Raw genomic sequence first — 19,524 nt, forward strand, 5'->3', positions numbered from 1 at the left:
GCGTGGCGGCCGCGATCCAAGGGGGCGCGCGTGATAGATTCCCCGGCGCATGAATACCCTCAGGCTCCGATTTGATTCCGATGGCGACGAATACCCGCTGGCCGCGGGCGTTCACGGCATGGGTCGGGTGGGGTCGGGGGCCGGGCTCGGGCCGGTGGATGCGTCGCCGCTGGTCAACTTCTGCGTCGATCGCCGCGGCGTCTGGCTGACGGTGCCCGACGGCACCCGGGGCGTGCACGTGAACGGGCGGCCGGTGCAACGCATGGCGATGCTGCGGGTGGGCGACGCGGTGTTCGTGGACGGCAGCGGCATCCGCCTGGTGTCGGCGCGGCCGCCGCGGCAGCCCGAGGCCGGCTTCGGCGACAGCACGGGCGAAGCCGGCGACGTGCGTGTCGTGCTGCGCGGCGTCGGCGGCCATTACCACGGCCGCAGCTTCACCCTCGAGCGTCCGCGCCTGGTCGGACGGGCCCCGGAGGCGGACATCCGCATCGACGAGGCGGCCTTCGCCGAGCGCCACGCGCGGCTGGAGGTCCTGCGTGGCGAGGTCGTGCTGCGAGACCTCGGCTCGGCCGAGGGCAGCCTGGTCAACGGCGAGCCGGTGCGCGACGCCGTGCTGCAGCCGGGCGACCAGGTGGTGTTCGACGCCCACCACCGCTTCGTGCTGGAGGCCCCTTCGAGTGCATCCACGCAGGAGGCCGGGTCGATGGAGCCGGTCGTCGCGAACGACGAACCGGTCCGCCGCGGCGGCGCCATGCGCCTGCCCTGGCTGGTCATCGTGGCTGCGCTGCTGGCGGGGCTGCTGGCCCTGCTACTGCTGTTCGGCGCCGGCTGAAGCCGCTGGGCGCGGGCGCGGGTCCGCGTGGCGCCGCCGCCTGGCAACGCGCCAGCCCAGGAGCACCGCCAGGATCACGGCGTACAGCAGCGGCTCGCGGAAGTCGGACTTCACCACCCACCAGAAGTGCAGCACCGCCAGCGCCGCGATGGCGTAGACCAGGCGGTGCAGGCGGCCCCAGTGGCGCCCCAGCCGCCGCATCCAGCCGCGGGTCGAGGTCACGGCCAGCGGCACCAGCAGCAGCCAGGCGGCGAAGCCGACGGTGATGTAGGGTCGTTCGACGATGTCGGCGAACACCTGGCCCCACCAGCCGCGCAGGTCGAGCACCAGCCAGGCCATGAAGTGCAGGCTGGCGTAGGCGAAGGCCCAGAGCCCGAGCATCCGCCGGAATCGCAGCAGCTGCGGCTGCCCGGTGAGCTGGCGCAGCGGCGTCACCACCAGGGTGACCAGCAGCAGGCGCAGCGCCCACAGCCCGAGTTCGTGTTCGATCGCGGTCACCGGGTCGGCGCCCAGCGCGTCGAGGTCGGTACCGCTGCCGACCTGCCAGGCCTTCCAGCCCAGCAGCACGAGCGGAACCAGCACCAGCGCGTGCAGGGCGGCCTTGGCCGCGACCATCGCGCCCGCGCCGCGCTCAGTACCAGCGCGCAAGGTCCATGCCCTGGTAGAGCGACGCGACCTGCGCCGCATAGCCGTTGAAGGGCTGGGTGGCGATGCGGTCGGCGAACAGGCGGTTGCCGTCGCCGGCGATCCGGCGCTCGCTCTTCTGGCTCCAGCGCGGGTGGTCGACCGCCGGGTTCACGTTGGCGAAGAAGCCGTACTCTCGCGGCTGCATGTCGTTCCACGAGGTGCGCGGCGCCTTGCGCGTGAACTCGATGGCGACGATCGACTTGATGCCCTTGAAGCCGTACTTCCACGGCACCACCAGCCGCAGCGGCGCGCCGTTCTGCTGTGGCAGCGGCCTGCCGTACATGCCGGTCACCAGCAGGGCCAGCGGATGCATGGCCTCGTCGATGCGCAGGCCCTCGCGGTAGGGCCAGTCCAGGATCGGCGCACGTATGCCGGGCATCTGCCGCGGATCGGCGAGGGTGGTGAAGGCGACGTACTTCGCGTCCGACGAGGGCTCGAAGCGCTTGAGCACCTCGCCCAGCGGCACGCCCAGCCAGGGGATGACCATCGACCAGCCCTCGACGCAGCGCATGCGGTAGACGCGCTCCTCCGGCACCAGGCCCTTGAGCAGGGTTTCCAGCGGCACGGTCCCGGGCTTTGCGCATTCGCCGCCTACGGCCACCGACCAGGGCGAGGTGACCAGGGTCTTGGCCGCGCGCGAGGGATCGGCCTTGCCGCTGCCGAACTCGTAGAAGTTGTTGTAGCTGGTGGCGTCCTCGTAGCGGGTCAGCGGCCCGGCGGCATCCGCGCCGGTGCCGGTCGCGTCAGTCCCGGCGGCGCGCGGGATGTCCTGCGGAGGTGGCGGTTCGCCGCGGCAGCCGGCCACTGACAGGGCCGGCGCCAGGGCCAGGGCCTTGAGCAGGCGGCGGCGGTCGCGATAGACCGCTTCGCCGGTGATCTGGGACGCTGGCGTGGGGGGCAGGCGGCATCGGGACATGCGCGCATTCCTCGTGAGGAGATCACGCCCGATCCTACGGCAGCGCCTGTTATGGACACGGCGTGCGCCAGTGCTGCATTGCGGCATACTGGATTGCTCCCACCCACCGAGGATCCACCATGTCGCGCGCCTACAACTTCAGCCCCGGACCCGCCATGCTCCCGGAGTCCGTGCTGCTCGAGGCGCGCGAGACGATGCTCGAGTACGGCGATGCCGGCGCCTCGATCGCGGAGATCAGCCATCGCGGGCCCGAATTCCTGGACATCGCGGCCCGCGCCGAGGCCGACCTGCGCGAGCTGCTCTCGATCCCGGCCGACTACGCCGTGCTGTTCCTGCCCGGCGGCGCCACCACCCAGCAGGCGCTGCTGCCGCTGAACTTCGCCGCCCCCGGGCAGCGCGCGGACTACGTGCTGACCGGCCATTGGGGCGCGACCGCGACCCGTCAGGCCGCGCCCTACGTCGACCTGAACGTGGCCGCCAGCAGCGAAGCCGACGGCTACCGCAGCATCCCGGCGGTGGATGAGTGGAAACTGTCCGCGAACGCGGCCTACGTCCACGTCACCGCCAACGAGACCATCCACGGCGTCGAGTTCCGGCCGCCGGCTCCGGGCGGCCACGCCTTCCCGGACACCGGCGAGGTGCCGCTGTTCGCCGACTTCAGCTCCAGCATCGCCTCCGAGCCGGTCGACGTCTCGCGCTTCGGGGCCATCTACGCCGGTGCGCAGAAGAATCTCGGTCCGGTCGGCATCGGCGTGGTGATCGTGCGCCGCGACCTGCTCGAGCGCGCCGGCCAGCCGCGCGCGGACATCTTCGACTACCGCCTGCAGCTGGCGGCCGAGTCGATGCTCAACACGCCGCCGACCTGGAACTGGTACGTCGCCGGCCTGACCTTCCGCTGGATGCTCGACGAGGGCGGGGTGGAGGCCTTCGCGCGCCGCAGCGACGAGAAGGCGAAACTGCTGTACGCGGCCATCGACGGCTCCGGCGGCTTCTACCGCAACGAGGTCGACCCGGCGGTGCGCTCGCGCATGAACGTGCCATTCTTCCTGCCCGACCCGGCGTTGGACGCGGCCTTCCTCGCCGGCGCGCGCGATGCCGGGCTGGTCGGCCTCAAGGGCCATCGCGTGGTCGGCGGCATGCGCGCCTCGATCTACAACCCGATGCCGCTGGAAGGCGTGCAGGCGCTCGTCGACCACATGAAGGAATTCCAGCGCAGCCATGGCTGAGAACGAGAAAAAGCCCGACCTGGCCGCGGTGCGCGCCCAGATCGACGGCATCGACCGCGAGATCCAGGCCCTGATCGCCGAGCGTGCGCTGTTCGCGCGCCAGGTCGGCCGCGCCAAGGGCAAGCTGGCCGCCGCCATCGACTACTACCGCCCCGAGCGCGAGGCGCAGGTGCTGCGCCGCGTGGTCGACCGCAACGACGGCCCGCTGCAGGACGAGGTGCTGGTGCGCCTGTTCCGCGAGATCATGTCGGCCTGCCTCGCCCAGCAGGAGCCGCTGAAGGTCGGCTTCCTCGGGCCCGAGGGCACGTTCTCGCAGCAGGCGGTGCACAAGCACTTCGGCCACTCCGCGCGCGGGCTGCCGCTGGCCAGCGTCGAGGAGGTGTTCGACGAGGTCGCCTCCGGCGCCGCCGACTTCGGCGTGGTGCCGGTGGAAAATTCGGGGCAGGGCACGATCCAGTCCACGCTCGACATGTTCCTGACCTCGCCGCTGATGATCTGCGGCGAGGTCGAGCTGCGCGTGCACCAGTACCTGATGTCGCGCACCGGCCGGATCGAGGACGTCGAGCGCATCTACTCGCACGGCCTGTCGCTGGCGCAGTGCAGGAACTGGCTGCGCCAGCACCTGCCGCTGGCGGAGAAGGTGGCGGTGTCGAGCAACGCCGAGGGCGCGCGCCGGGCACGCAACGCCGACGACGCGGCCGCGATCGCCGGCGACACCGCCGGCCATGTCTACGGGCTCAAGGTCGTGGCCGGCCCGATCGAGGACCGCAGCGACAACACCACGCGCTTCCTGGTGCTGGGACGCGCCGCGTTTCCGCCTTCGGGGCACGACCGCACCTCGCTGATGGTGTCGATCCGCGACCAGCCCGGTGCGCTGTATCGGATCCTGGAGCCGCTGGCGCGCCACGGCATCAGCATGAACCGCATCGAGTCGCGGCCGGCGCACGGCGCGCTGTGGGAGTACGCCTTCTTCATCGATGTCGGCGGCCACGTCGAGGAGTCGCCGCTGAAGGACGCGCTGGCCGAGATCGATGCCTTCGCCGGCGAGGTGCGGGTGCTGGGCTCGTACCCGGTGGCGGTGCCGTGAGTGGAGCGGCCGGCCCGGGGTCGGCGCACGAGGCCGCGGAGCGGTCCTGGATCGCCTCGCGCGGCCGTGCGCTTTCGGGCGACCTCAGCGTGCCCGGCGACAAGTCGGTGTCGCATCGCGCGGTGATGTTCGCCGCGCTGGCCGACGGCCGCTCGCGCATCGATGGCTTCCTTGAAGGCGAGGACACCCGCGCCACCGCGGCGATCTTCTCGGCGATGGGCGTGTGCATCGAAGCGCCGTCGCCTTCGTGCCGCATCGTCCATGGCGTCGGCATTGACGGCCTGCGCGCGCCCGCGGACGTGCTTGACTGCGGCAACTCCGGCACCGCGATGCGCCTGCTGGCGGGCCTGCTCGCCGGGCAGCGCTTCGACTGCGTACTCGCGGGCGACGCTTCGCTGTCGAAGCGGCCGATGCTGCGGGTGATGGCGCCGCTGCGCGAAATGGGCGCGACGATCGATTCGGATGACGGCGAGCGCCCGCCGCTGCGGATCTCCGGCGGCCGGCCGCTGCGCGGCATCGCCTTCGATTCCCCGGTGGCCAGCGCGCAGGTGAAGTCCGCCGTGCTGCTGGCGGGGCTGTACGCGCAGGGCGAGACCGCGGTTCGTGAGCCGCGGCCCACGCGCGACTACACCGAGCGCATGCTCGCCGCCTTCGGCTGGCCGGTGGAGTTCGCGCCGGGCGAGGCGCGGTTGTCGGGCGGACATCGCCTGCAGGCCCGGGACATCGAGGTTCCCGGCGATTTCTCCTCGGCGGCCTTCTTCATCGTCGCCGCGACCCTGGTGCCGGGGTCGTCGCTGCGGCTGCGCTCGGTGGGCGTGGATCCGCGCCGCACCGGGCTGCTGGAGGCGCTGCGCATGATGGGCGCCGACATCCGCGAGACCGGGCGCCGCGACGGCGTCTGTGGGCCGGTGGCCGATATCGAGGTGCGGCACGCGCCGCTGCACGGCATCGACCTGCCGGAAGCGCTGGTCGCCGACATGATCGACGAGTTCCCCGTGTTCGCGGTGGCCGCGGCCTGCGCCAAAGGCTGCACCCGCGTCACAGGTGCCGGCGAGCTCCGGGTGAAAGAGTCCGACCGCATCCATGCCATGGCTTCGGGCCTGGCGGCCTTGGGCGCCCGCGTGGAGGAAACCGCCGACGGCATGCTGCTCGAAGGCGGCCGGCTGGGCGGCGGGCGGGTCGACAGCCTGGGCGACCACCGCATCGCGATGGCCTTCGCGGTGGCGGCGCAGCAGGCGGAAGGCGAGGTCGGAATCGACGACGTCGCCAATGTGGCGACGTCGTTCCCTGGATTCGAGGCGCTGGCGCAGGCCGCGGGATTCGGCCTGCGCCAAGCCTGAGAAGCCGCCTCAGCGGTCGATGCGGAAGGTCACCGGAACCTGCACGTCGGAGGCGATGGCCTGGCCGTCGCGGACGGCAGGCTCGAAGGTCCATTGGCGCACGGCGTCCAGGGCGGCCTGGTCGAGCTCGCGTGAGCCGCTGCGACGGACGACCTGGACGTCCAGCGGCTTGCCGGCGGCGTCGATGCTGGCGCCGACCAGTACGGTGCCTTCCTCGCGCTTGCGGTAAGCCTCGACCGGATACTCCGGCTCGACGCGGGTCAGCGGGGTGGCTTCGCGGTCGGCGCCGGCCACGGGTGCCGGCGTCTCGGCCCGGGCGCGGGCATCGGCCTCTCGTGCGGCACGGCGTGCATCGTCGGCGGCGCGCTCACGCTCGGCGGCCGCGTCCTGACCGTCGCCGATGTCGGCGGCCGGCGGCGGCAGCGTTTCCGGAGCGGTGGTGACGCCCGATCGCTGGCTGTAGATCAGCCAGCCGAACGCGAGCAGGGCCAGCAGCAACAGGATCCAGATGAGCGGCGAGGCGGTCTTGCGTTCCGGCTCGTGCGGCGGCGGCGGGGACTGCGGGGGAATGTTCGGGTTGGGATCGGCCATGGCGTGCTCCTTGTCTGCGGGTGCAGTACCGGGAGCCTTCCATGAACCGGGTCGACGCCGCGTGTGCACGCGGCCCTGTTCAGCGGGGGCTTTCGAAGGTGATCGGCACGTTCACCACCCCGGCCACCGGGTTGCCGTCGCGCATGGCGGGGCGGAAGCGCCAGCGCCGGGCAGCGGCCTGGGCCGCCCGGTCCAGGTCCCGCGAGCCGCTGGTGGACGCGACGTCGACCTGTGCGGGCACGCCGCGTGCGTCGACATGGATCCGGAGCAGCACTTCGCCGGATTCGCCGCGGCGCAGGGCGCGCGAGGGGTAGCGGGGGCCGGGCGATTCGATCGGCACCGGCGAACTCGCCGAAAGCTCGGTCGGCGCGGTCTCTGCCGGCGGCGGCGTGGCCGCCGGCGCGGGACCGGCAATCGGCGGCGGCGCAGGCGGTTCCTCGATGCGTGCCCCGGATTCGGGCGGCTCGGGCATGGTCGGCCCGCCGGACACCCCCGACGTGGGCGGCGCAGGTAGCGGCTGGAACACCGGGGCGGCTGCCGCGGGTGGCTGCTCGTCGGGGCGCCAGGGCGTGCTGTCGCGCTGGCCCAGCCAGAGCGCGAGGAAAACCAGCAGGCCGACGGCGATGCCACCGGCCACCAGCCACCAGCCGCGGCCGGTGGGAAGGGGCAGGGGACGGCGTGGGGATGGTGCGGACATGGAAAGCCTTGCGCGTGTGTTGGCCCGATTCTGCCACGCTGCCGCGCAGCAAACCCTGCCGTGACACGCGATAATGGCCGATCCAGACACTGCCTGAAGCGACGCGATGCTCGACCCCAACCTGCTGCGCCAAGACCCCGCCGCCCTGGCCCTGCGCCTGCGCGAGACCCGCGGTTTCGAGCTCGACGCCGAAGCGCTCGATCGCCTCGAGTCCGCGCGCAAGGCGCTGCAGGTGCGCACCCAGGAGCTGCAGAACCAGCGCAACACCCGCAGCAAGGCCATCGGCCAGGCCAAGGCCAGGGGCGAGGATGTTGCGCCGCTGCTGGCCGAGGTCGCTGGCCTGGGCGAGGAACTCAAGGCGTCCGAAGTCGAGCTGGACCGCATCCGCGGCGAGCTCGAATCAATTGCACTGGGCCTGCCCAACCTGCCTGACGGGAGCGTGCCGGCCGGCAGCGACGAATCGGGCAACGTCGAGCAGCACCGCTGGGGCACGCCGCGCGAATTCGATTTCGAGGTGCGTGATCACGTCGACCTCGGCGCCCGCCACGGCTGGCTCGACGGCGAGGCCGCCGCGAAGCTCTCCGGCGCCCGCTTCACCGTGCTGCGCGGCCAGCTCGCGCGCCTGCACCGCGCGCTCGCCCAGTTCATGCTCGACCTGCACGCGGGCGAGCACGGCTACGTCGAAACCAACGTCCCGGTGCTGGTCAACGCCGGCGCCATGCGTGGCACCGGCCAACTGCCGAAGTTCGAGGACGACCTGTTCGCGACCACGGTGGGCGAGGGCGAGGCCGCTTCGAAGCGCTACCTGATCCCCACCGCGGAAGTGCCGCTGACCAACCTGGTCGCCGATTCGATCGTCGACGGTGCCGACCTGCCGCTGCGCATGGCCGCGCATTCGATGTGCTTCCGTGCCGAAGCCGGTGCCTACGGCCGCGACACCCGCGGCATGATCCGCCAGCACCAGTTCGAGAAGGTCGAGCTGGTCTCGGTCACCCGACCCGAGGACAGCGACGCCGAGCACGAGCGCATGACCCGCTGCGCCGAGGTCGTGCTGGAGCGCCTGGGCCTGCCGTACCGGCGCATGCTGCTGTGCTCGGGCGACATGGGTTTCTCTGCCCGCAAAACCTACGACCTCGAGGTCTGGCTGCCCTCGCAGCAGACCTACCGCGAGATTTCCTCGTGCTCGAACTGCGGTGACTTCCAGGCCCGGCGCATGCTGGCGCGCTGGCGCGGCGAGGCTGGCGGCAAGCCGGATCCGGTGCACACGCTCAATGGTTCGGGCGTGGCGGTGGGGCGCGCACTGATCGCGGTGATGGAGAACGGCCAGCAGGCCGACGGCTCGATCGTGGTGCCCGAGGCGCTGCGGCCCTACATGGGCGGGGTCGAGACCATTTCCTGAGCGGCGATACCGGCGGTTTGCGGCAATCGCGGCGGCCGCGGGCGCTGTCATTCCCGGGACGTGTGCCCGGTCGCGGCGCATAATTCTGACCATCGCGGTCCTGTTTCGTTGCGTTTTTATCGGTTTGCTGGTCAAATTGCGGCCAATTGTTCTATTGGAGCCGCGGCAATGCAGGATCTGAACGATCTCTATTACTTCGCCATGGTCGTGGACCACGGCGGTTTCGCCGCGGCCGAGCGCGCGCTGGGCATCCCCAAGTCACGGCTTTCGCGGCGCATCAGCCAGCTCGAGACCGAACTGGGCGTGCGCCTGCTCCAGCGTTCCACGCGTCGCTTCGCGGTGACCGACGTGGGTCAGAGCGTGTACCGGCATGCGCAGTCGATGCTGGCCGAGGCCACCGCCGCGCGCGAGGTCGTCGACCGCCTCAGCGCCGAGCCGCGGGGCGTGGTGCGTGCCAGCGTGCCGGTGGGCCTGGCGCAGCAGCAGATGCCGCAGCTGCTTCCCGAATTCCTCGCGCGCTACCCGCAGGTGCGGGTGCAGATGCACGTCAGCAACCGCCGCGTGGACGTCATCAACGAAGGCTTCGACGTCGCCATCCGCGTGCGCAACAAGCTCGACGACGACGGCAGCCTGGTGATGCGCAGCTTCGGCCAGATCCAGGAGCTGCTGGTCGCCAGCCCGACGTATCTCGATCGCGCCGGCCGTCCGACGACCCCCGAGGAGCTCAACGACCACACCACGATGACCATGGGCGAGGACGAAGTCCGCCAGCGCTGGGAGCTGCAGGGCGCGGACGGCGAAGTGCGCCGGATCGACCTCAAGCCGCGCGTGGCGGGCGGCGACTTCCCGATGCTGATGGCGCTCGCACGCCAGGGCCTGGGCATCACCATGCTGCCGGAAACGCTGTGCGCCGAAGCCGTGCGCAACGGCGAGCTGGAGGTGGTGCTCCCGCAATGGCACCTGCCGCAGGGCATCGCCCACCTGGTGTTCGCCTCACGACGCGGCCTGCTGCCGGCGGTGCGGGTGTTCATCGACTTCCTGGCCGAGAAGCTGCCTCCGCTGATCGAGTCCTCGCGCCTGGACTGCCAGAGCTGCCACGAGCGCGAAGAGGGGCGGCGCGAAGCGGATGCACGCGAGGCAGCCGCAGCGGCCTGAGCGTCCGGCGTGCGACAATCGCCGTCGCGTGGCGACCCGCGCGTCGGCCTGGATGTCCGGCGGGCTGTAGGGCATTGCCGCGAGGATGTTCCGGAAGAGTGGCCGAGCGGTTGAAGGCACCGGTCTTGAAAACCGGCAAAGGGCAACCTTTCGTGGGTTCGAATCCCACCTCTTCCACCACTGAATGCGGGGTTTTTGCGGTTCCACCGGGATCCTGTTCGCGCCGTCACACTGCGTGTGGAACTGCGTCCGCGATCGGCTTGCGGCGTACTGGTGTCGGGGTTAGCCTCGCTCACCGGAACAGGGGGTCACGAAGGTGTCATGAGGGGACAAGGATGACCATCAGGGTCTACGTGGTGGATGACCACGCACTGGTACGCGCCGGGATGCGCATGATCCTGTCGGCAGAGGCCGACATCGAAGTCGTGGGCGAAGCGGAATCGGGCGAGGATGCGCTGCCCGAGATCCGGGCACTCAAGCCCGACATCGTGCTCTGCGACCTGCACCTGCCCGGCGTCAGCGGGCTGGAGGTCACCGAGCGCATCGTCCGTGGTGAGTACGGGCCGAGGGTGATCGTGGTGTCGGTGCTGGAGGACGGGCCGATGCCGCGGCGGATGATCGCCGCGGGCGCCGCGGGCTACGTCGGCAAGGGTGGTGACGCCAAAGAGCTGCTGCGCGCGGTGCGCGAGGTTGCGAGCGGCCGTCGTTTCCTGGCGAGCCGGGTCGCCCAGTCCCTGGCGCTGTCGGGGCTGGACGCCGACCAGTCGCCGTTCGATTCGCTGTCGCCGCGCGAGACCGAAGTCGCGATGCTGCTGATCCAGGGCATGCGCCAGGAGGAGATCGCGCGTCGGCTGAGCCTCAGCGCCAAGACCATCAACACGCACAAGACGCGGCTGTTCGAGAAGCTGCAGGTACACGACAGCATCGCGCTCGCGCGCCTGGCCAGCCAGTACGGCATGGCCGATCCCGCCCACGCCATCATCTAGCTGTCGCCGGCAACGGGCCGGCTGATCGTTCCGTCATGTCGTCACTCCCGCACACGCGTTCGCGTGTGCGGGAGCTGCGCCATGGTCAGGCGCCGGTAGGCGCCTGGTCGTCGTCCTGGCTCGCAGCCTGGGCGGCGGCGGCCGCATCCGCGGCCTTGGCGGCCGGGGCAGGGGACTCGTCGTCTTCAGGCTGGGCTTCCGCTTCCGGCGCGGATACGGCGTCAGCGGGTTCGGCTGCATCCACGTCGGCTGCGGCGATGGCCGCTTCTTCCGCGGGCGACGCGGCTTCGGTTCCGGCGGCAACCGGCTCCTGGGTCGCCATCAGTGCCGGGCCCGCCTTCGCTGCCGAAGTCTCCGGTTCGAGGCCATCGAACAGTCCAGGCGATTCGGGTGCCGCCTGCACCGAGGACGGTGTCTGCGCCGGAGCCGGCTCATCAATCGTGACGGGAGCGGTCACGGGTTCGGCTTCCACCTCGGGAGCCGCTGCTGCCGGAGCGGGAGCCGGAGCCGGAGTCGGAGCGGGTGCAGGCGCAGCGGCCTGGACCACGGTCGCGGTTTCCGGGCTGCCTGCCTTGCCAGCCTCGGAGCGGTCTTCCGTCACGTTGGCACTGGCCGCAGCTGCGCTGGCCGATGCGGCCACGGCGGCTGTCGTCGCCACGGTCGCGGGCGTCGCGGAGGTGGACGCGGCGGGGCGGCTGTCGCCGGCATCGTCCGCGAAGTCGAATTCGGGCTGTGAGCTGCGGGCGACGGGCAGTTCGGCATCGCCGTCGGCGCCATCGCCATCACCGTCCACGACCGAGGCCGAGGCGTTTTCCGCGGCGCTGCCTTCGCCACCACCGCGACGGCGGCGGCGACCACCGCGGCGTCCACGGCGACGCTTCTGCGTGCCTTCGCCCGAAACATTGCCCGCATCTTCGTCACTGGCTTCGGGCAGGGCAGAGGCATTGGCATCGCTGCTGTCCGATTCCTGCCTGGCGCGGGTCTCGTCGGCTTCGGTCGCCGCCGGCACGGGGGGAGGCGCCTTCCGCTGAGCTTCCGTGTCCGGCACCGGAGCGTCGGTTTCGGTGCCCACGCCTTGAGCCACGGCCGTGGCGGTCGCCGAAGCGGCCGCGGCGGCGGTGGCGGCGAAGGCGGCCTTGTCGGTCACGTCCTGCGAATTGGCCGGGGTGGCCGTGGCTGCTTGTGACTGTTCACCGCCGCCACCGCGACGCTGGCGGCCCTGGCCGCCGCGCTCGCCTTCATTGCGCTCCGGGCGATCGCCGCGCTCACCGCGCTTGCCATCGCGCGCGGGCTTCTCGCGCGGCGGCTTCTGCGCCGTGGCCTTGCCGTTCTGGCCGTCATTCTGGTTGCCGGAGCGCGCCTGCTTGCCGCCACCCTGGCCAGCGTCGTCGGCGTTGCCGCCGCCGCGGCGCCCGCTGCGACGACCGCCGTCGCGGCCGCCATTCCGGTTGCCACGGCCGTCGCGTTCCTGGCGCTGGCCGCGCTCGGCGCGACGCTGTTCGCCGTCGCTGCGGCCATCGCCGCGGGCAGGCGCTTCCACCGCAGGCTGCGCGCCGAACAGCGACTTCAGCCAGCCGACGATGCCGCCGCTTGCGGCCACGGGCGCCACCGCCACGACCGGCGCGGGTGCCGGTGCGGGAGCGGGTGCCGGTTCCGGGCGCGGCTCGCGCACGGGCGCCGGGCGCGCGTGCTGGACCTTGGTGACCGCGGCCGCGGGCACGTTGAGGTTGGCCTTCGTCAGGGCGATGGTCGCCACCTTGCGCGGGGTGCCGCGGCGGTAGCTCGGCTTCGCGGCTTCCTCGTCCAGCTCGTTCGCGCGCAGGCGGGTGACCTCGTAGTGCGGGGTGTGCAGCTGCTCGTCGGCCACGATCACGATCGGCGCGTCGTGGCGGGTCTCGATCTCGCGCAGGGCGCTGCGCTTCTCGTTGAGCAGGTAGTTGGCGATCTCCACCGGGGCCTGCACCAGCACCTGTCCGGTGTTGTCCTTCATCGCGTGCTCTTCGGCGAGGCGGATGATGGCCAGGGCCAGCGATTCCACGCTGCGCATGCGGCCGTGGCCCTCGCAGCGCGGGCAGACGATCTGGCTGGATTCGCCCAGGCTCGCGCGCAGCCGCTGGCGGCTCATTTCCAGCAGGCCGAAGCGCGAGATGCGCCCCAGCTGCACGCGCGCGCGATCGTACTTGAGCGCGTTCTGCAGGCGGTTCTCGACCTCGCGCTGGTGCTTGTTCGACGACATGTCGATGAAGTCGATCACCACCAGGCCGCCGAGGTCGCGCAGGCGCAGCTGGCGCGCCACTTCCTCGGCCGCCTCCAGGTTGGTGTGGAACGCGGTCTCCTCGATGTCGCCGCCCTTGGTGGCGCGCGCCGAGTTGACGTCGACCGCGGTCAGGGCCTCGGTCTGGTCGATCACCAGCGCGCCGCCCGAGGGCAGGCGGATGGTGCGCTCGTAGGCGTTCTCGATCTGCGACTCGATCTGGAAGCGGTTGAACAGCGGGACGTCGTCGGTGTAGTGCTTGAGCTTGCGCAGGTTGTGCGGCATCACCTGCTCGACGAACTCGCGGGCCTCGGCATACATCTCGGGCGTGTCGACCAGGATCTCGCCGATGTCGGCGCGCATGTAGTCGCGCAGGGCGCGGATGATCAGGCGCGATTCCTGGTAGATCAGGAACGGGGCCGGCTTGGACAGCGCGGCCTCGGCCACGGCCTTCCACACCGACAGCAGGTAGTCGAGGTCCCACTGCAGCTCTTCGGCATCGCGGCCGACGCCGGCGGTGCGGATGATCACGCCCATATCGTCGGGGATCTGCAGGGCGTCCATCGCCTTCTTCAGCTCGGCGCGGTCCTCGCCCTCGATCCGGCGCGAGACGCCGCCGGCGGTCGGCGAGTTCGGCATCAGCACCATGTAGCGGCCGGCCAGCGAAATGAACGTGGTCAGGGCGGCGCCCTTGTTGCCGCGCTCGTCCTTGTCGACCTGGACGACGACCTCCTGGCCTTCGCGCAGGAGCTCCTTGATGCCGGCCTTGTTGTGGTCGACGCCGGAGGCGAAGTAGTCGCGGGAGATTTCCTTCAGCGGCAGGAAGCCGTGGCGTTCGGCGCCGTATTCGATGAAGGCGGCTTCAAGCGAGGGCTCGATGCGGGTGATGCGGCCCTTGTAGATGTTGGACTTCTTCTGTTCCTTCGAGGGTTGCTCGATGTCGATGTCGTACAGCGTCTGGCCATCGACGGTGGCGACGCGCAGTTCCTCTGCCTGCGTCGCGTTGATCAGCATGCGCTTCATTGTTGCGTTCCTCGCGCGCTCTCGCACGCGGAACGCCGGGGCGTTTCGCCTGGATGTGGCCTGCCGCCGGCGCGCGAGCGCCTGGCGACCCTGGTTGCTTCCAGCGCTGCACACCACGGCGGGCCGCGGGAGCGCTTGTTCCGTTATTGCAGTCGTTTCGGGCCGGCGGCTGCGCAGGAACGCCCTGAAGAGGGCAGGCCTGCGCGCCGCGCGGGACATGTTCAGCGCCGGTGCCTGGGCACCGGGCGATCGCAGCACCTGCCGTCCAGCCGCTAACATGGCTGCCCCGGGGGCAGTGGCCGCGTACTGGACGAACCCGCGGAAGGCCGGCTTTTGGCCGGGGAACTTCCTGCGAAATCAGGACCTTGGCTCGCTCATCGAGTGTAGCAGAAAAGCATTCGGCCCGGATGTCCGCGCCGGCCCCGGCACCACCCCACAGGAACCCGTGCATGACCGACCCAGGCAAGACCCCAGCAACCGGCGGCGTGCGCCTGGTCCGCATCGCCGAGGACCGCGACGGCCAGCGGCTCGACAACTTCCTGCTCGGCTACCTGAAGGGGGCGCCGCGTTCGCTGGTCTACAAGATCGTGCGCAGCGGGCAGGTCCGCGTGAACGGGGGTCGGGTCCGCGCCGACCGGCGCCTGGAAGGGGGCGACGAGGTCCGGATCCCGCCGGTGCGGATCGAGGACCCCGCCGCCAAGGGCAGCCCCTCGCCGGGCCTGCTCGAGGCCATGGCCGCCAGCATCGTGTTCGAGGACGCGCGCCTGCTGGCGATCAGCAAGCCCTCGGGCATCGCCAGCCACGGCGGCAGCGGGATCAGCTTCGGAGTCATCGAGACCCTGCGCGCCCTGCGCCCGAACCAGGAGCTGGAGCTGGTCCATCGCCTGGATCGCGACACCTCGGGCCTGATGGTGGTGGCCAAGAAGCGCTCCGCCCTGACCGAACTGCAGGCGCTGATGCGCGAGGATCACGGTGCCGGCCTGCGCAAGCGCTATCTGGCGCTGCTGCTGGGCCGCATGCCTGACGGGGTGATGAGCGTCGATGCGCCGCTGCACGTCGGCCTGCGCCAGGGCGGGGAGCGCCACGTGCAGGTCGACCCGGCGGGCAAGCCCTCGCTCAGCCATTTCCGCGTGCTGGAGCGCCGCGGCGGGCATTCCTACTGCGAGGTGCGGATCGAGACCGGCCGCACCCACCAGATCCGCGTGCACGCCCGGCACATCGGCCACGCGGTCGCCGGTGACGACAAGTATGGCGACGCCGAGGCCAACCGCAGGCTGCGCGACAAGGTCGGCCTGCGCCGCCTGTTCCTGCACGCGACCTCGCTGGAGTTCGCACTGGACGGCGGGAAGACGCCTTACGTGCTCAACGCGCCGCTGGCGACCGACCTCGTGGATGCCCTGGACCGGCTGGGCTGAATCAGGCCGTACGGCGCCCGTGGCGGCGGGCGGCAGCGCCCGGGTTCAGGACGCCAGCTCGTCCGTGCGCGCGGCGCAGATGAAGTCGTTCTCGCTCAGGCCGCCGACGTCGTGGGTCGACCAGCGGACCTCGCAGCGGTCGTAGTGCACGCCGAGGTCGGGATGGTGGTCTTCGCGATTGGCCATGTGCGCCAGCGCATTCACGAACGACATCGTGTGCCGGTAGTCCGGGAAGCGGAAGGTGCGCACCAGGGCCTTGCCCTCCTCGGCCAGGGCCCATTCCGGCACCTCGGGCAGCAGCTCGCGCACGCGCGCGTCGGCCAGGCGGTGCTCGGAGCCGCGGCGCGGCAGGCAGTGGGCGCGGGCGAGCGGGATGAGGTCGGTCATGGTCGGCTCCTGGGCGGGATGGATAGAATACGCGCATGATCCAGATATCCGATTCCGCACAGGCCCATTTCCGCAAGCTGGTCGAACGCGAGGCGGTGCCCGGCATGGGCGTGCGCCTGGCCGCCATGCGCGCCGGCACGCCGCAGGCCGACGTGCGCCTGGAGTTCGCCGCCCCCGACGAACTGAGTGGGGACGAATGGGCCGTGGACTGCGACGGCTTCACCCTGTGGCTGGACGCCGAGAGCGTGCCCTTCCTCGAGGGCGCCGAGATCGACTACGCGACCGCGGCCACCGGCGGCCAGCTGCAGATCCGCGCGCCGCGGATCAAGGGTGCGAAGCCCGACGAGGCGGCCTCGCTGGTCGAGCGCGTGCGCTGGACGGTCGAACACGTGGTCAATCCGCAGCTGGCTTCGCACGGTGGGCATGTCGCCGTGCAGGAAGTCGGCGCCGACGGCGTGGTGGTGCTGCGCTTCGGCGGCGGCTGCCACGGCTGCGGCATGGCCGACGTCACCCTGAAGCAGGGCATCGAGAAGACCCTGATGGAACAGGTACCGGGTGTGACCGCGGTGCGCGATGCGACCGACCACGACACCGGTGCGGCGCCTTACATCCCGCGCGCCTCGGCCTGATCCCCCGGACCGCTTCGACCGCGACGGATGTTCTCCTCCGCCGAACTGATCGAAGCCCTGCGCCGCCGCATGCGGCGCTCCCTGCGTCCCTTGCCGCCGCCGGGCGAATTCCCGCCCGCCTGGCGCGAGTGGTTCGCGGCCATGGCCTCGCGCCCCGGCCGGGTTTCGGGCGCATCTGCCGAAGACATGGTCGCGGCGATGGCCGCGCGCGAACCGTTGGTCCCGCCGCGGGCCCTGGAGGACCTGGGCCGCTGGCGCGCCTTCGCCACGCTGTGGCGCCAGGACTGGCAACCGGCCAGCAGCGACGAACGCTGGACGCGCATCGCCTCGATGAGCGGCAGCCTGCTGCTGCACCTGCTGTTCCTGCTGGCGATAGTGTGGCTGATGCTCGTGCGCTTCCATTTCCCGGCGCCGGAGGCCGATGCCCGCGACGGCGAAGAGCACGTGCTGCAGGTCGAATACATCGGCGAGGGCACCCCGGCCGATGCCGGCGGCGGTGCGGCGGAGTCTCCGGTGGATATCCCGGATCCTGCCGAACCTTCGCCCACACCCGCGGCTGGGGCCGGGTTGGCCGGCGCCCCGCAACCTGAGGACCGGCCCGAGCCTGTTGCGGAGGCGACGCAGCCGCTGCCCGAGCCGCTCGCCGAGACCCAGCCACCCCCGGTGCCCGAGCGTGAGCTGGTGATCGAAGTGCCGACGCTGGCCGCGCCCGAAGTGCAGGTTGCGGCGCAGGCACTGCAGGTGACCGAGGTGGAGGTGGCCGACAGCCGCTTCGAGGTGCCGCCGCCGCGCGAGGTCGTGGTCGATGTGCCTGAAGCCCCCCGGGCGGCGGAGGTCAGCGTGCGCCGCCGCGACATCGACGTGGATGCGCAGGCCCAGGTCCAGGCGCCGTCCGCGCGCGCCCCGCGCGAAGTCGAGGTGTCGGTGCCCGAGGCCGCGCCGCGTGGGGTGTCGGTGGCCGAGCGCCGGATCGAGCTGGCCGAGACCCGCGAGGTATCCGCGGCCCGCACTCGCGATCTGTCCACGATCCAGACCCGCGAACCGGGCGCCTCCGTGCCCGCCGTGCGTGAGCGCGCGGTGCCGATGCCTGCCGGGGCGCCGGCGGTGGAGCGCGGACAGGCGCCATCGTCCGCGGCCAGCGCCAGTCCGGCCACGGGCGATGGCAGGGTGGCGGCGCCAGCGTCGACACCGCCGGGCGGACGTCCCGATGTCGCCGGCAGCGGCGCGCGCAGTGCCGATACCGCGCCGGGCGCAGGGCAACTCCAGGGCCAGCCGCCGGGGGCGCTGCCTTCCACGCGCGGCAGCGACGACTGGGGCGACTCCACGCGCAGCCAGCCGGGTCGCCAGGCCGGTACCCCGGGTGCTTCCGGGCTGTTCAACGCGGACGGTCGCCCGCGGCTGGCCGATGGCGGCCGGGTCGGCGGCGGCCTGCCGCCAGGCGCCATCACCGAGGACTTCGAGAACATCGACCGTCACGGGACCTGGCTCAAGCGGCCGCCCTACGACTACGAGCCGACCGCCTTCGACCGGTTCTGGATGCCGAGCGAAACCCTGCTCGAGGAGTGGGTGCGCAAGAGCGTAACCGAGGTACGGATCCCGATCCCGGGCACCACCAAATCGATCCGCTGCGTCACCGTGATGCTGGCCCTTGGCGGTGCCTGCGACATCGTCGATCCGAACCTGCAGGAACAACCTGCGATGGCCCGTCCGCCGCCGGACGTGCCATTCAAGCGCGAACTGCAGGAAGACCAGGACAGCCTCGGGCCGCCGTCTGGCTCCTGAGGCGCCCGCCAGCCGGCGCGTCGCCGGACTGCACGCGGCCAGACGGTATGTCGCCAGACAGCACGAAGCCCGCACATGGCGGGCTTCGCGTGGGATGGCCTGGCCCGGCGGCGTGCCGGGCGGGGTGACTCAGTTGATGCTGTGCGCGCCGCGCAGGTCGCGGATCTGCGCCGGCCTCGAGGCGAAGTAGGCGGCGAGGTCGGCGATCTGCTGGTCGTCGAGGTCGGTGGCCTGGTTGGACATCAGCGCGTGCTCGCGGCTGCCCGAGCGGTAGGCCTGCAGCGCGTGCGCGAGATAGTCGCGGTACTGGCCGCCGATCTTCGGATAGGTCGGGTCCAGCGGGACGTTGCCGTCGGCGCCGTGGCAGTCGATGCAGGACTGGCCGGTGGCCGCGCCCTTGACGTTGGCCCTGGCCTCGCCTTCGGCGATGCGGCCTTCGGGCAGGGCGTTGACGGTGGTGGCGCGCGCCAGGCCCGGTTCGGCCGGCGAACCGCCGCAGGCGGACAGGAGGGCGGTTGCGCCGAGCGCGAGGACGAGTGCGGGAATCTTCATGGCGCGGCTCACTTCGTCAGGCCCGAGAGGAAGGCGGCGATATCGGCGATGTCCTGGTCGGAGAAGCTCTGCGCCTGGACTTCCATCGTGGGGTGCTTGCGCGTGCCGTTGCGGTACTCGGTGAGGGCATTCATCAGGTACTCGGTCGACTGGCCGCCGATCTTCGGCACGTGGTAATGCGGATAGGCGTTCTTGTAGCCCTCGATGCCGTGGCAGCCCACGCAGGTGTAGGTGAGCCCGCGGCCGGTCTCGGCGTTGCCCGTGACCTGCTGGGCGGTGGCTGCGGGCGCGTGCGCGGCAAAGGCGAGGGCGACGCAGGCGACGATCGGCAACGGGCGCATCATGTCGGGGTCCGATTCCTGTGGCTGTATGGCTGTGTGAGAATGGTCGTACCGGCGACATCCCCCGTCGCGGGCATCGACCCAGTATAGCGACCGACCGGAGGCCTGTTAAAGGTCGCGATCCGCCGGGCCGACTCGCTTGCACCCACCCCAACATGCCGGATGCCAGCATGACCTTCGGCGCATACGCCATGGTGGGGTGGTGATGTACATTCCTACCACACC

General features: G+C 71.4%; 18 protein-coding genes and 1 tRNA gene. 11 read left to right on the forward strand and 8 right to left on the reverse strand.

Annotated features, from left to right (window positions below; all coding sequences use genetic code 11):
- Positions 1–49 precede the first annotated feature (49 nt).
- Entirely contained in the window at positions 50–832 is a 783-nt protein-coding gene (locus E2170_RS06025) for an FHA domain-containing protein (protein ID WP_132999677.1), read from the forward strand.
- On the opposite strand, the gene E2170_RS06030 is transcribed toward E2170_RS06025, so the two are convergent.
- Entirely contained in the window at positions 809–1,447 is a 639-nt protein-coding gene (locus E2170_RS06030) for a protein-methionine-sulfoxide reductase heme-binding subunit MsrQ (RefSeq protein ID WP_133000046.1), read from the reverse strand. The two genes, E2170_RS06025 and E2170_RS06030, sit on opposite strands and share 24 nt — an antisense overlap.
- A gap of 16 nt (positions 1,448–1,463) precedes the next feature.
- Positions 1,464–2,435 carry a protein-methionine-sulfoxide reductase catalytic subunit MsrP gene (gene msrP, locus E2170_RS06035; RefSeq protein ID WP_132999678.1) on the reverse strand — a complete coding sequence of 324 codons (972 nt, stop codon included), beginning with the start codon at positions 2,433–2,435 and terminating at the stop codon, positions 1,464–1,466.
- Between the two features lie 119 nt (positions 2,436–2,554).
- Here msrP and serC point away from each other — a divergent pair, with 119 nt between their 5' ends.
- From serC to aroA, 3 genes are read left to right on the forward strand one after another with little or no spacing between them, the layout of a single operon-like run.
- On the forward strand, positions 2,555–3,661 hold the full coding sequence (gene serC / locus E2170_RS06040) for a 3-phosphoserine/phosphohydroxythreonine transaminase (RefSeq protein ID WP_132999679.1): 1,107 nt from the start codon (positions 2,555–2,557) through the stop codon (positions 3,659–3,661).
- On the forward strand, positions 3,654–4,748 hold the full coding sequence (gene pheA / locus E2170_RS06045; protein WP_132999680.1) for a prephenate dehydratase: 1,095 nt from the start codon (positions 3,654–3,656) through the stop codon (positions 4,746–4,748). The genes serC and pheA overlap by 8 nt, the downstream gene beginning before the upstream one ends.
- A complete protein-coding gene (aroA, locus tag E2170_RS06050; protein ID WP_132999681.1) occupies positions 4,745–6,088 on the forward strand; it encodes a 3-phosphoshikimate 1-carboxyvinyltransferase in 1,344 nt (447 codons plus the stop codon). The genes pheA and aroA overlap by 4 nt, the downstream gene beginning before the upstream one ends.
- A gap of 9 nt (positions 6,089–6,097) precedes the next feature.
- Here the strand turns inward: aroA and E2170_RS06055 are convergent, their stop codons facing one another.
- Together E2170_RS06055 and E2170_RS06060 are read right to left on the reverse strand one after the other, a co-directional pair.
- A complete protein-coding gene (locus E2170_RS06055; protein ID WP_132999682.1) occupies positions 6,098–6,679 on the reverse strand; it encodes an energy transducer TonB in 582 nt (193 codons plus the stop codon).
- A 79-nt stretch (positions 6,680–6,758) separates the two neighbouring features.
- Positions 6,759–7,376 carry an energy transducer TonB gene (locus tag E2170_RS06060; protein ID WP_132999683.1) on the reverse strand — a complete coding sequence of 206 codons (618 nt, stop codon included), beginning with the start codon at positions 7,374–7,376 and terminating at the stop codon, positions 6,759–6,761.
- A 106-nt stretch (positions 7,377–7,482) separates the two neighbouring features.
- Here E2170_RS06060 and serS point away from each other — a divergent pair, with 106 nt between their 5' ends.
- The 4 genes from serS (at position 7,483) to E2170_RS06080 (ending at position 10,916) form a co-directional block, all read left to right on the forward strand.
- Complete coding sequence (gene serS, locus E2170_RS06065; RefSeq protein WP_132999684.1) at positions 7,483–8,775, forward strand: serine--tRNA ligase; 1,293 nt, start codon at positions 7,483–7,485, stop codon at positions 8,773–8,775.
- A gap of 168 nt (positions 8,776–8,943) precedes the next feature.
- Positions 8,944–9,930, forward strand: a complete 987-nt coding sequence (locus E2170_RS06070; RefSeq protein ID WP_165942173.1) for a LysR family transcriptional regulator — start codon at positions 8,944–8,946, stop codon at positions 9,928–9,930.
- Positions 9,931–10,022: 92 nt separating this feature from the next.
- Positions 10,023–10,110: transfer RNA gene (locus E2170_RS06075), tRNA-Ser, on the forward strand.
- 155 nt (positions 10,111–10,265) lie between these two features.
- A complete protein-coding gene (locus E2170_RS06080) occupies positions 10,266–10,916 on the forward strand; it encodes a response regulator (protein WP_132999685.1) in 651 nt (216 codons plus the stop codon).
- Positions 10,917–11,001: 85 nt separating this feature from the next.
- Here E2170_RS06080 and E2170_RS06085 read toward each other — a convergent pair whose 3' ends face one another.
- Complete coding sequence (locus tag E2170_RS06085) at positions 11,002–14,193, reverse strand: Rne/Rng family ribonuclease (RefSeq protein WP_132999686.1); 3,192 nt, start codon at positions 14,191–14,193, stop codon at positions 11,002–11,004.
- Between the two features lie 449 nt (positions 14,194–14,642).
- Between E2170_RS06085 and E2170_RS06090 the strand changes: the two genes are divergently transcribed.
- Positions 14,643–15,608, forward strand: a complete 966-nt coding sequence (locus E2170_RS06090; RefSeq protein ID WP_132999687.1) for an RluA family pseudouridine synthase — start codon at positions 14,643–14,645, stop codon at positions 15,606–15,608.
- Between the two features lie 45 nt (positions 15,609–15,653).
- Here E2170_RS06090 and E2170_RS06095 read toward each other — a convergent pair whose 3' ends face one another.
- A complete protein-coding gene (locus E2170_RS06095) occupies positions 15,654–15,995 on the reverse strand; it encodes a 4a-hydroxytetrahydrobiopterin dehydratase (RefSeq protein ID WP_132999688.1) in 342 nt (113 codons plus the stop codon).
- Positions 15,996–16,030: 35 nt separating this feature from the next.
- Here E2170_RS06095 and E2170_RS06100 point away from each other — a divergent pair, with 35 nt between their 5' ends.
- Positions 16,031–16,624: an NfuA family Fe-S biogenesis protein gene (locus E2170_RS06100; protein WP_132999689.1), complete on the forward strand. Its 594-nt coding sequence runs from the start codon at positions 16,031–16,033 to the stop codon at positions 16,622–16,624.
- Positions 16,625–16,651: 27 nt separating this feature from the next.
- Positions 16,652–18,406, forward strand: coding sequence for a hypothetical protein (locus tag E2170_RS06105; protein ID WP_132999690.1), 1,755 nt, complete (start codon positions 16,652–16,654; stop codon positions 18,404–18,406).
- Between the two features lie 129 nt (positions 18,407–18,535).
- Here the strand turns inward: E2170_RS06105 and E2170_RS06110 are convergent, their stop codons facing one another.
- On the reverse strand, positions 18,536–18,970 hold the full coding sequence (locus E2170_RS06110) for a c-type cytochrome (protein ID WP_425477829.1): 435 nt from the start codon (positions 18,968–18,970) through the stop codon (positions 18,536–18,538).
- Positions 18,967–19,299, reverse strand: coding sequence for a c-type cytochrome (locus tag E2170_RS06115; protein ID WP_133000048.1), 333 nt, complete (start codon positions 19,297–19,299; stop codon positions 18,967–18,969). The genes E2170_RS06110 and E2170_RS06115 overlap by 4 nt, the downstream gene beginning before the upstream one ends.
- Positions 19,300–19,524 lie beyond the last annotated feature (225 nt).

This window comes from Luteimonas arsenica (assembly GCF_004352825.1).
Taxonomy (GTDB): domain Bacteria; phylum Pseudomonadota; class Gammaproteobacteria; order Xanthomonadales; family Xanthomonadaceae; genus Luteimonas; species Luteimonas arsenica.

What these genes read in the sequence shown, in the direction of transcription:
- E2170_RS06025 (WP_132999677.1), top strand. Translation starts at nt 50, where the DNA reads ATGAATACCCTCAGGCTCCGATTTGATTCCGATGGCGACGAATACCCG.
- E2170_RS06030 (WP_133000046.1), bottom strand. Translation starts at nt 1,447, where the DNA reads ATGGTCGCGGCCAAGGCCGCCCTGCACGCGCTGGTGCTGGTTCCGCTC.
- msrP (WP_132999678.1), bottom strand. Translation starts at nt 2,435, where the DNA reads ATGTCCCGATGCCGCCTGCCCCCCACGCCAGCGTCCCAGATCACCGGC.
- serC (WP_132999679.1), top strand. Translation starts at nt 2,555, where the DNA reads ATGTCGCGCGCCTACAACTTCAGCCCCGGACCCGCCATGCTCCCGGAG.
- pheA (WP_132999680.1), top strand. Translation starts at nt 3,654, where the DNA reads ATGGCTGAGAACGAGAAAAAGCCCGACCTGGCCGCGGTGCGCGCCCAG.
- E2170_RS06055 (WP_132999682.1), bottom strand. Translation starts at nt 6,679, where the DNA reads ATGGCCGATCCCAACCCGAACATTCCCCCGCAGTCCCCGCCGCCGCCG.
- E2170_RS06060 (WP_132999683.1), bottom strand. Translation starts at nt 7,376, where the DNA reads ATGTCCGCACCATCCCCACGCCGTCCCCTGCCCCTTCCCACCGGCCGC.
- serS (WP_132999684.1), top strand. Translation starts at nt 7,483, where the DNA reads ATGCTCGACCCCAACCTGCTGCGCCAAGACCCCGCCGCCCTGGCCCTG.
- E2170_RS06070 (WP_165942173.1), top strand. Translation starts at nt 8,944, where the DNA reads ATGCAGGATCTGAACGATCTCTATTACTTCGCCATGGTCGTGGACCAC.
- E2170_RS06080 (WP_132999685.1), top strand. Translation starts at nt 10,266, where the DNA reads ATGACCATCAGGGTCTACGTGGTGGATGACCACGCACTGGTACGCGCC.
- E2170_RS06085 (WP_132999686.1), bottom strand. Translation starts at nt 14,193, where the DNA reads ATGAAGCGCATGCTGATCAACGCGACGCAGGCAGAGGAACTGCGCGTC.
- E2170_RS06090 (WP_132999687.1), top strand. Translation starts at nt 14,643, where the DNA reads ATGACCGACCCAGGCAAGACCCCAGCAACCGGCGGCGTGCGCCTGGTC.
- E2170_RS06095 (WP_132999688.1), bottom strand. Translation starts at nt 15,995, where the DNA reads ATGACCGACCTCATCCCGCTCGCCCGCGCCCACTGCCTGCCGCGCCGC.
- E2170_RS06100 (WP_132999689.1), top strand. Translation starts at nt 16,031, where the DNA reads ATGATCCAGATATCCGATTCCGCACAGGCCCATTTCCGCAAGCTGGTC.
- E2170_RS06105 (WP_132999690.1), top strand. Translation starts at nt 16,652, where the DNA reads ATGTTCTCCTCCGCCGAACTGATCGAAGCCCTGCGCCGCCGCATGCGG.
- E2170_RS06115 (WP_133000048.1), bottom strand. Translation starts at nt 19,299, where the DNA reads ATGCGCCCGTTGCCGATCGTCGCCTGCGTCGCCCTCGCCTTTGCCGCG.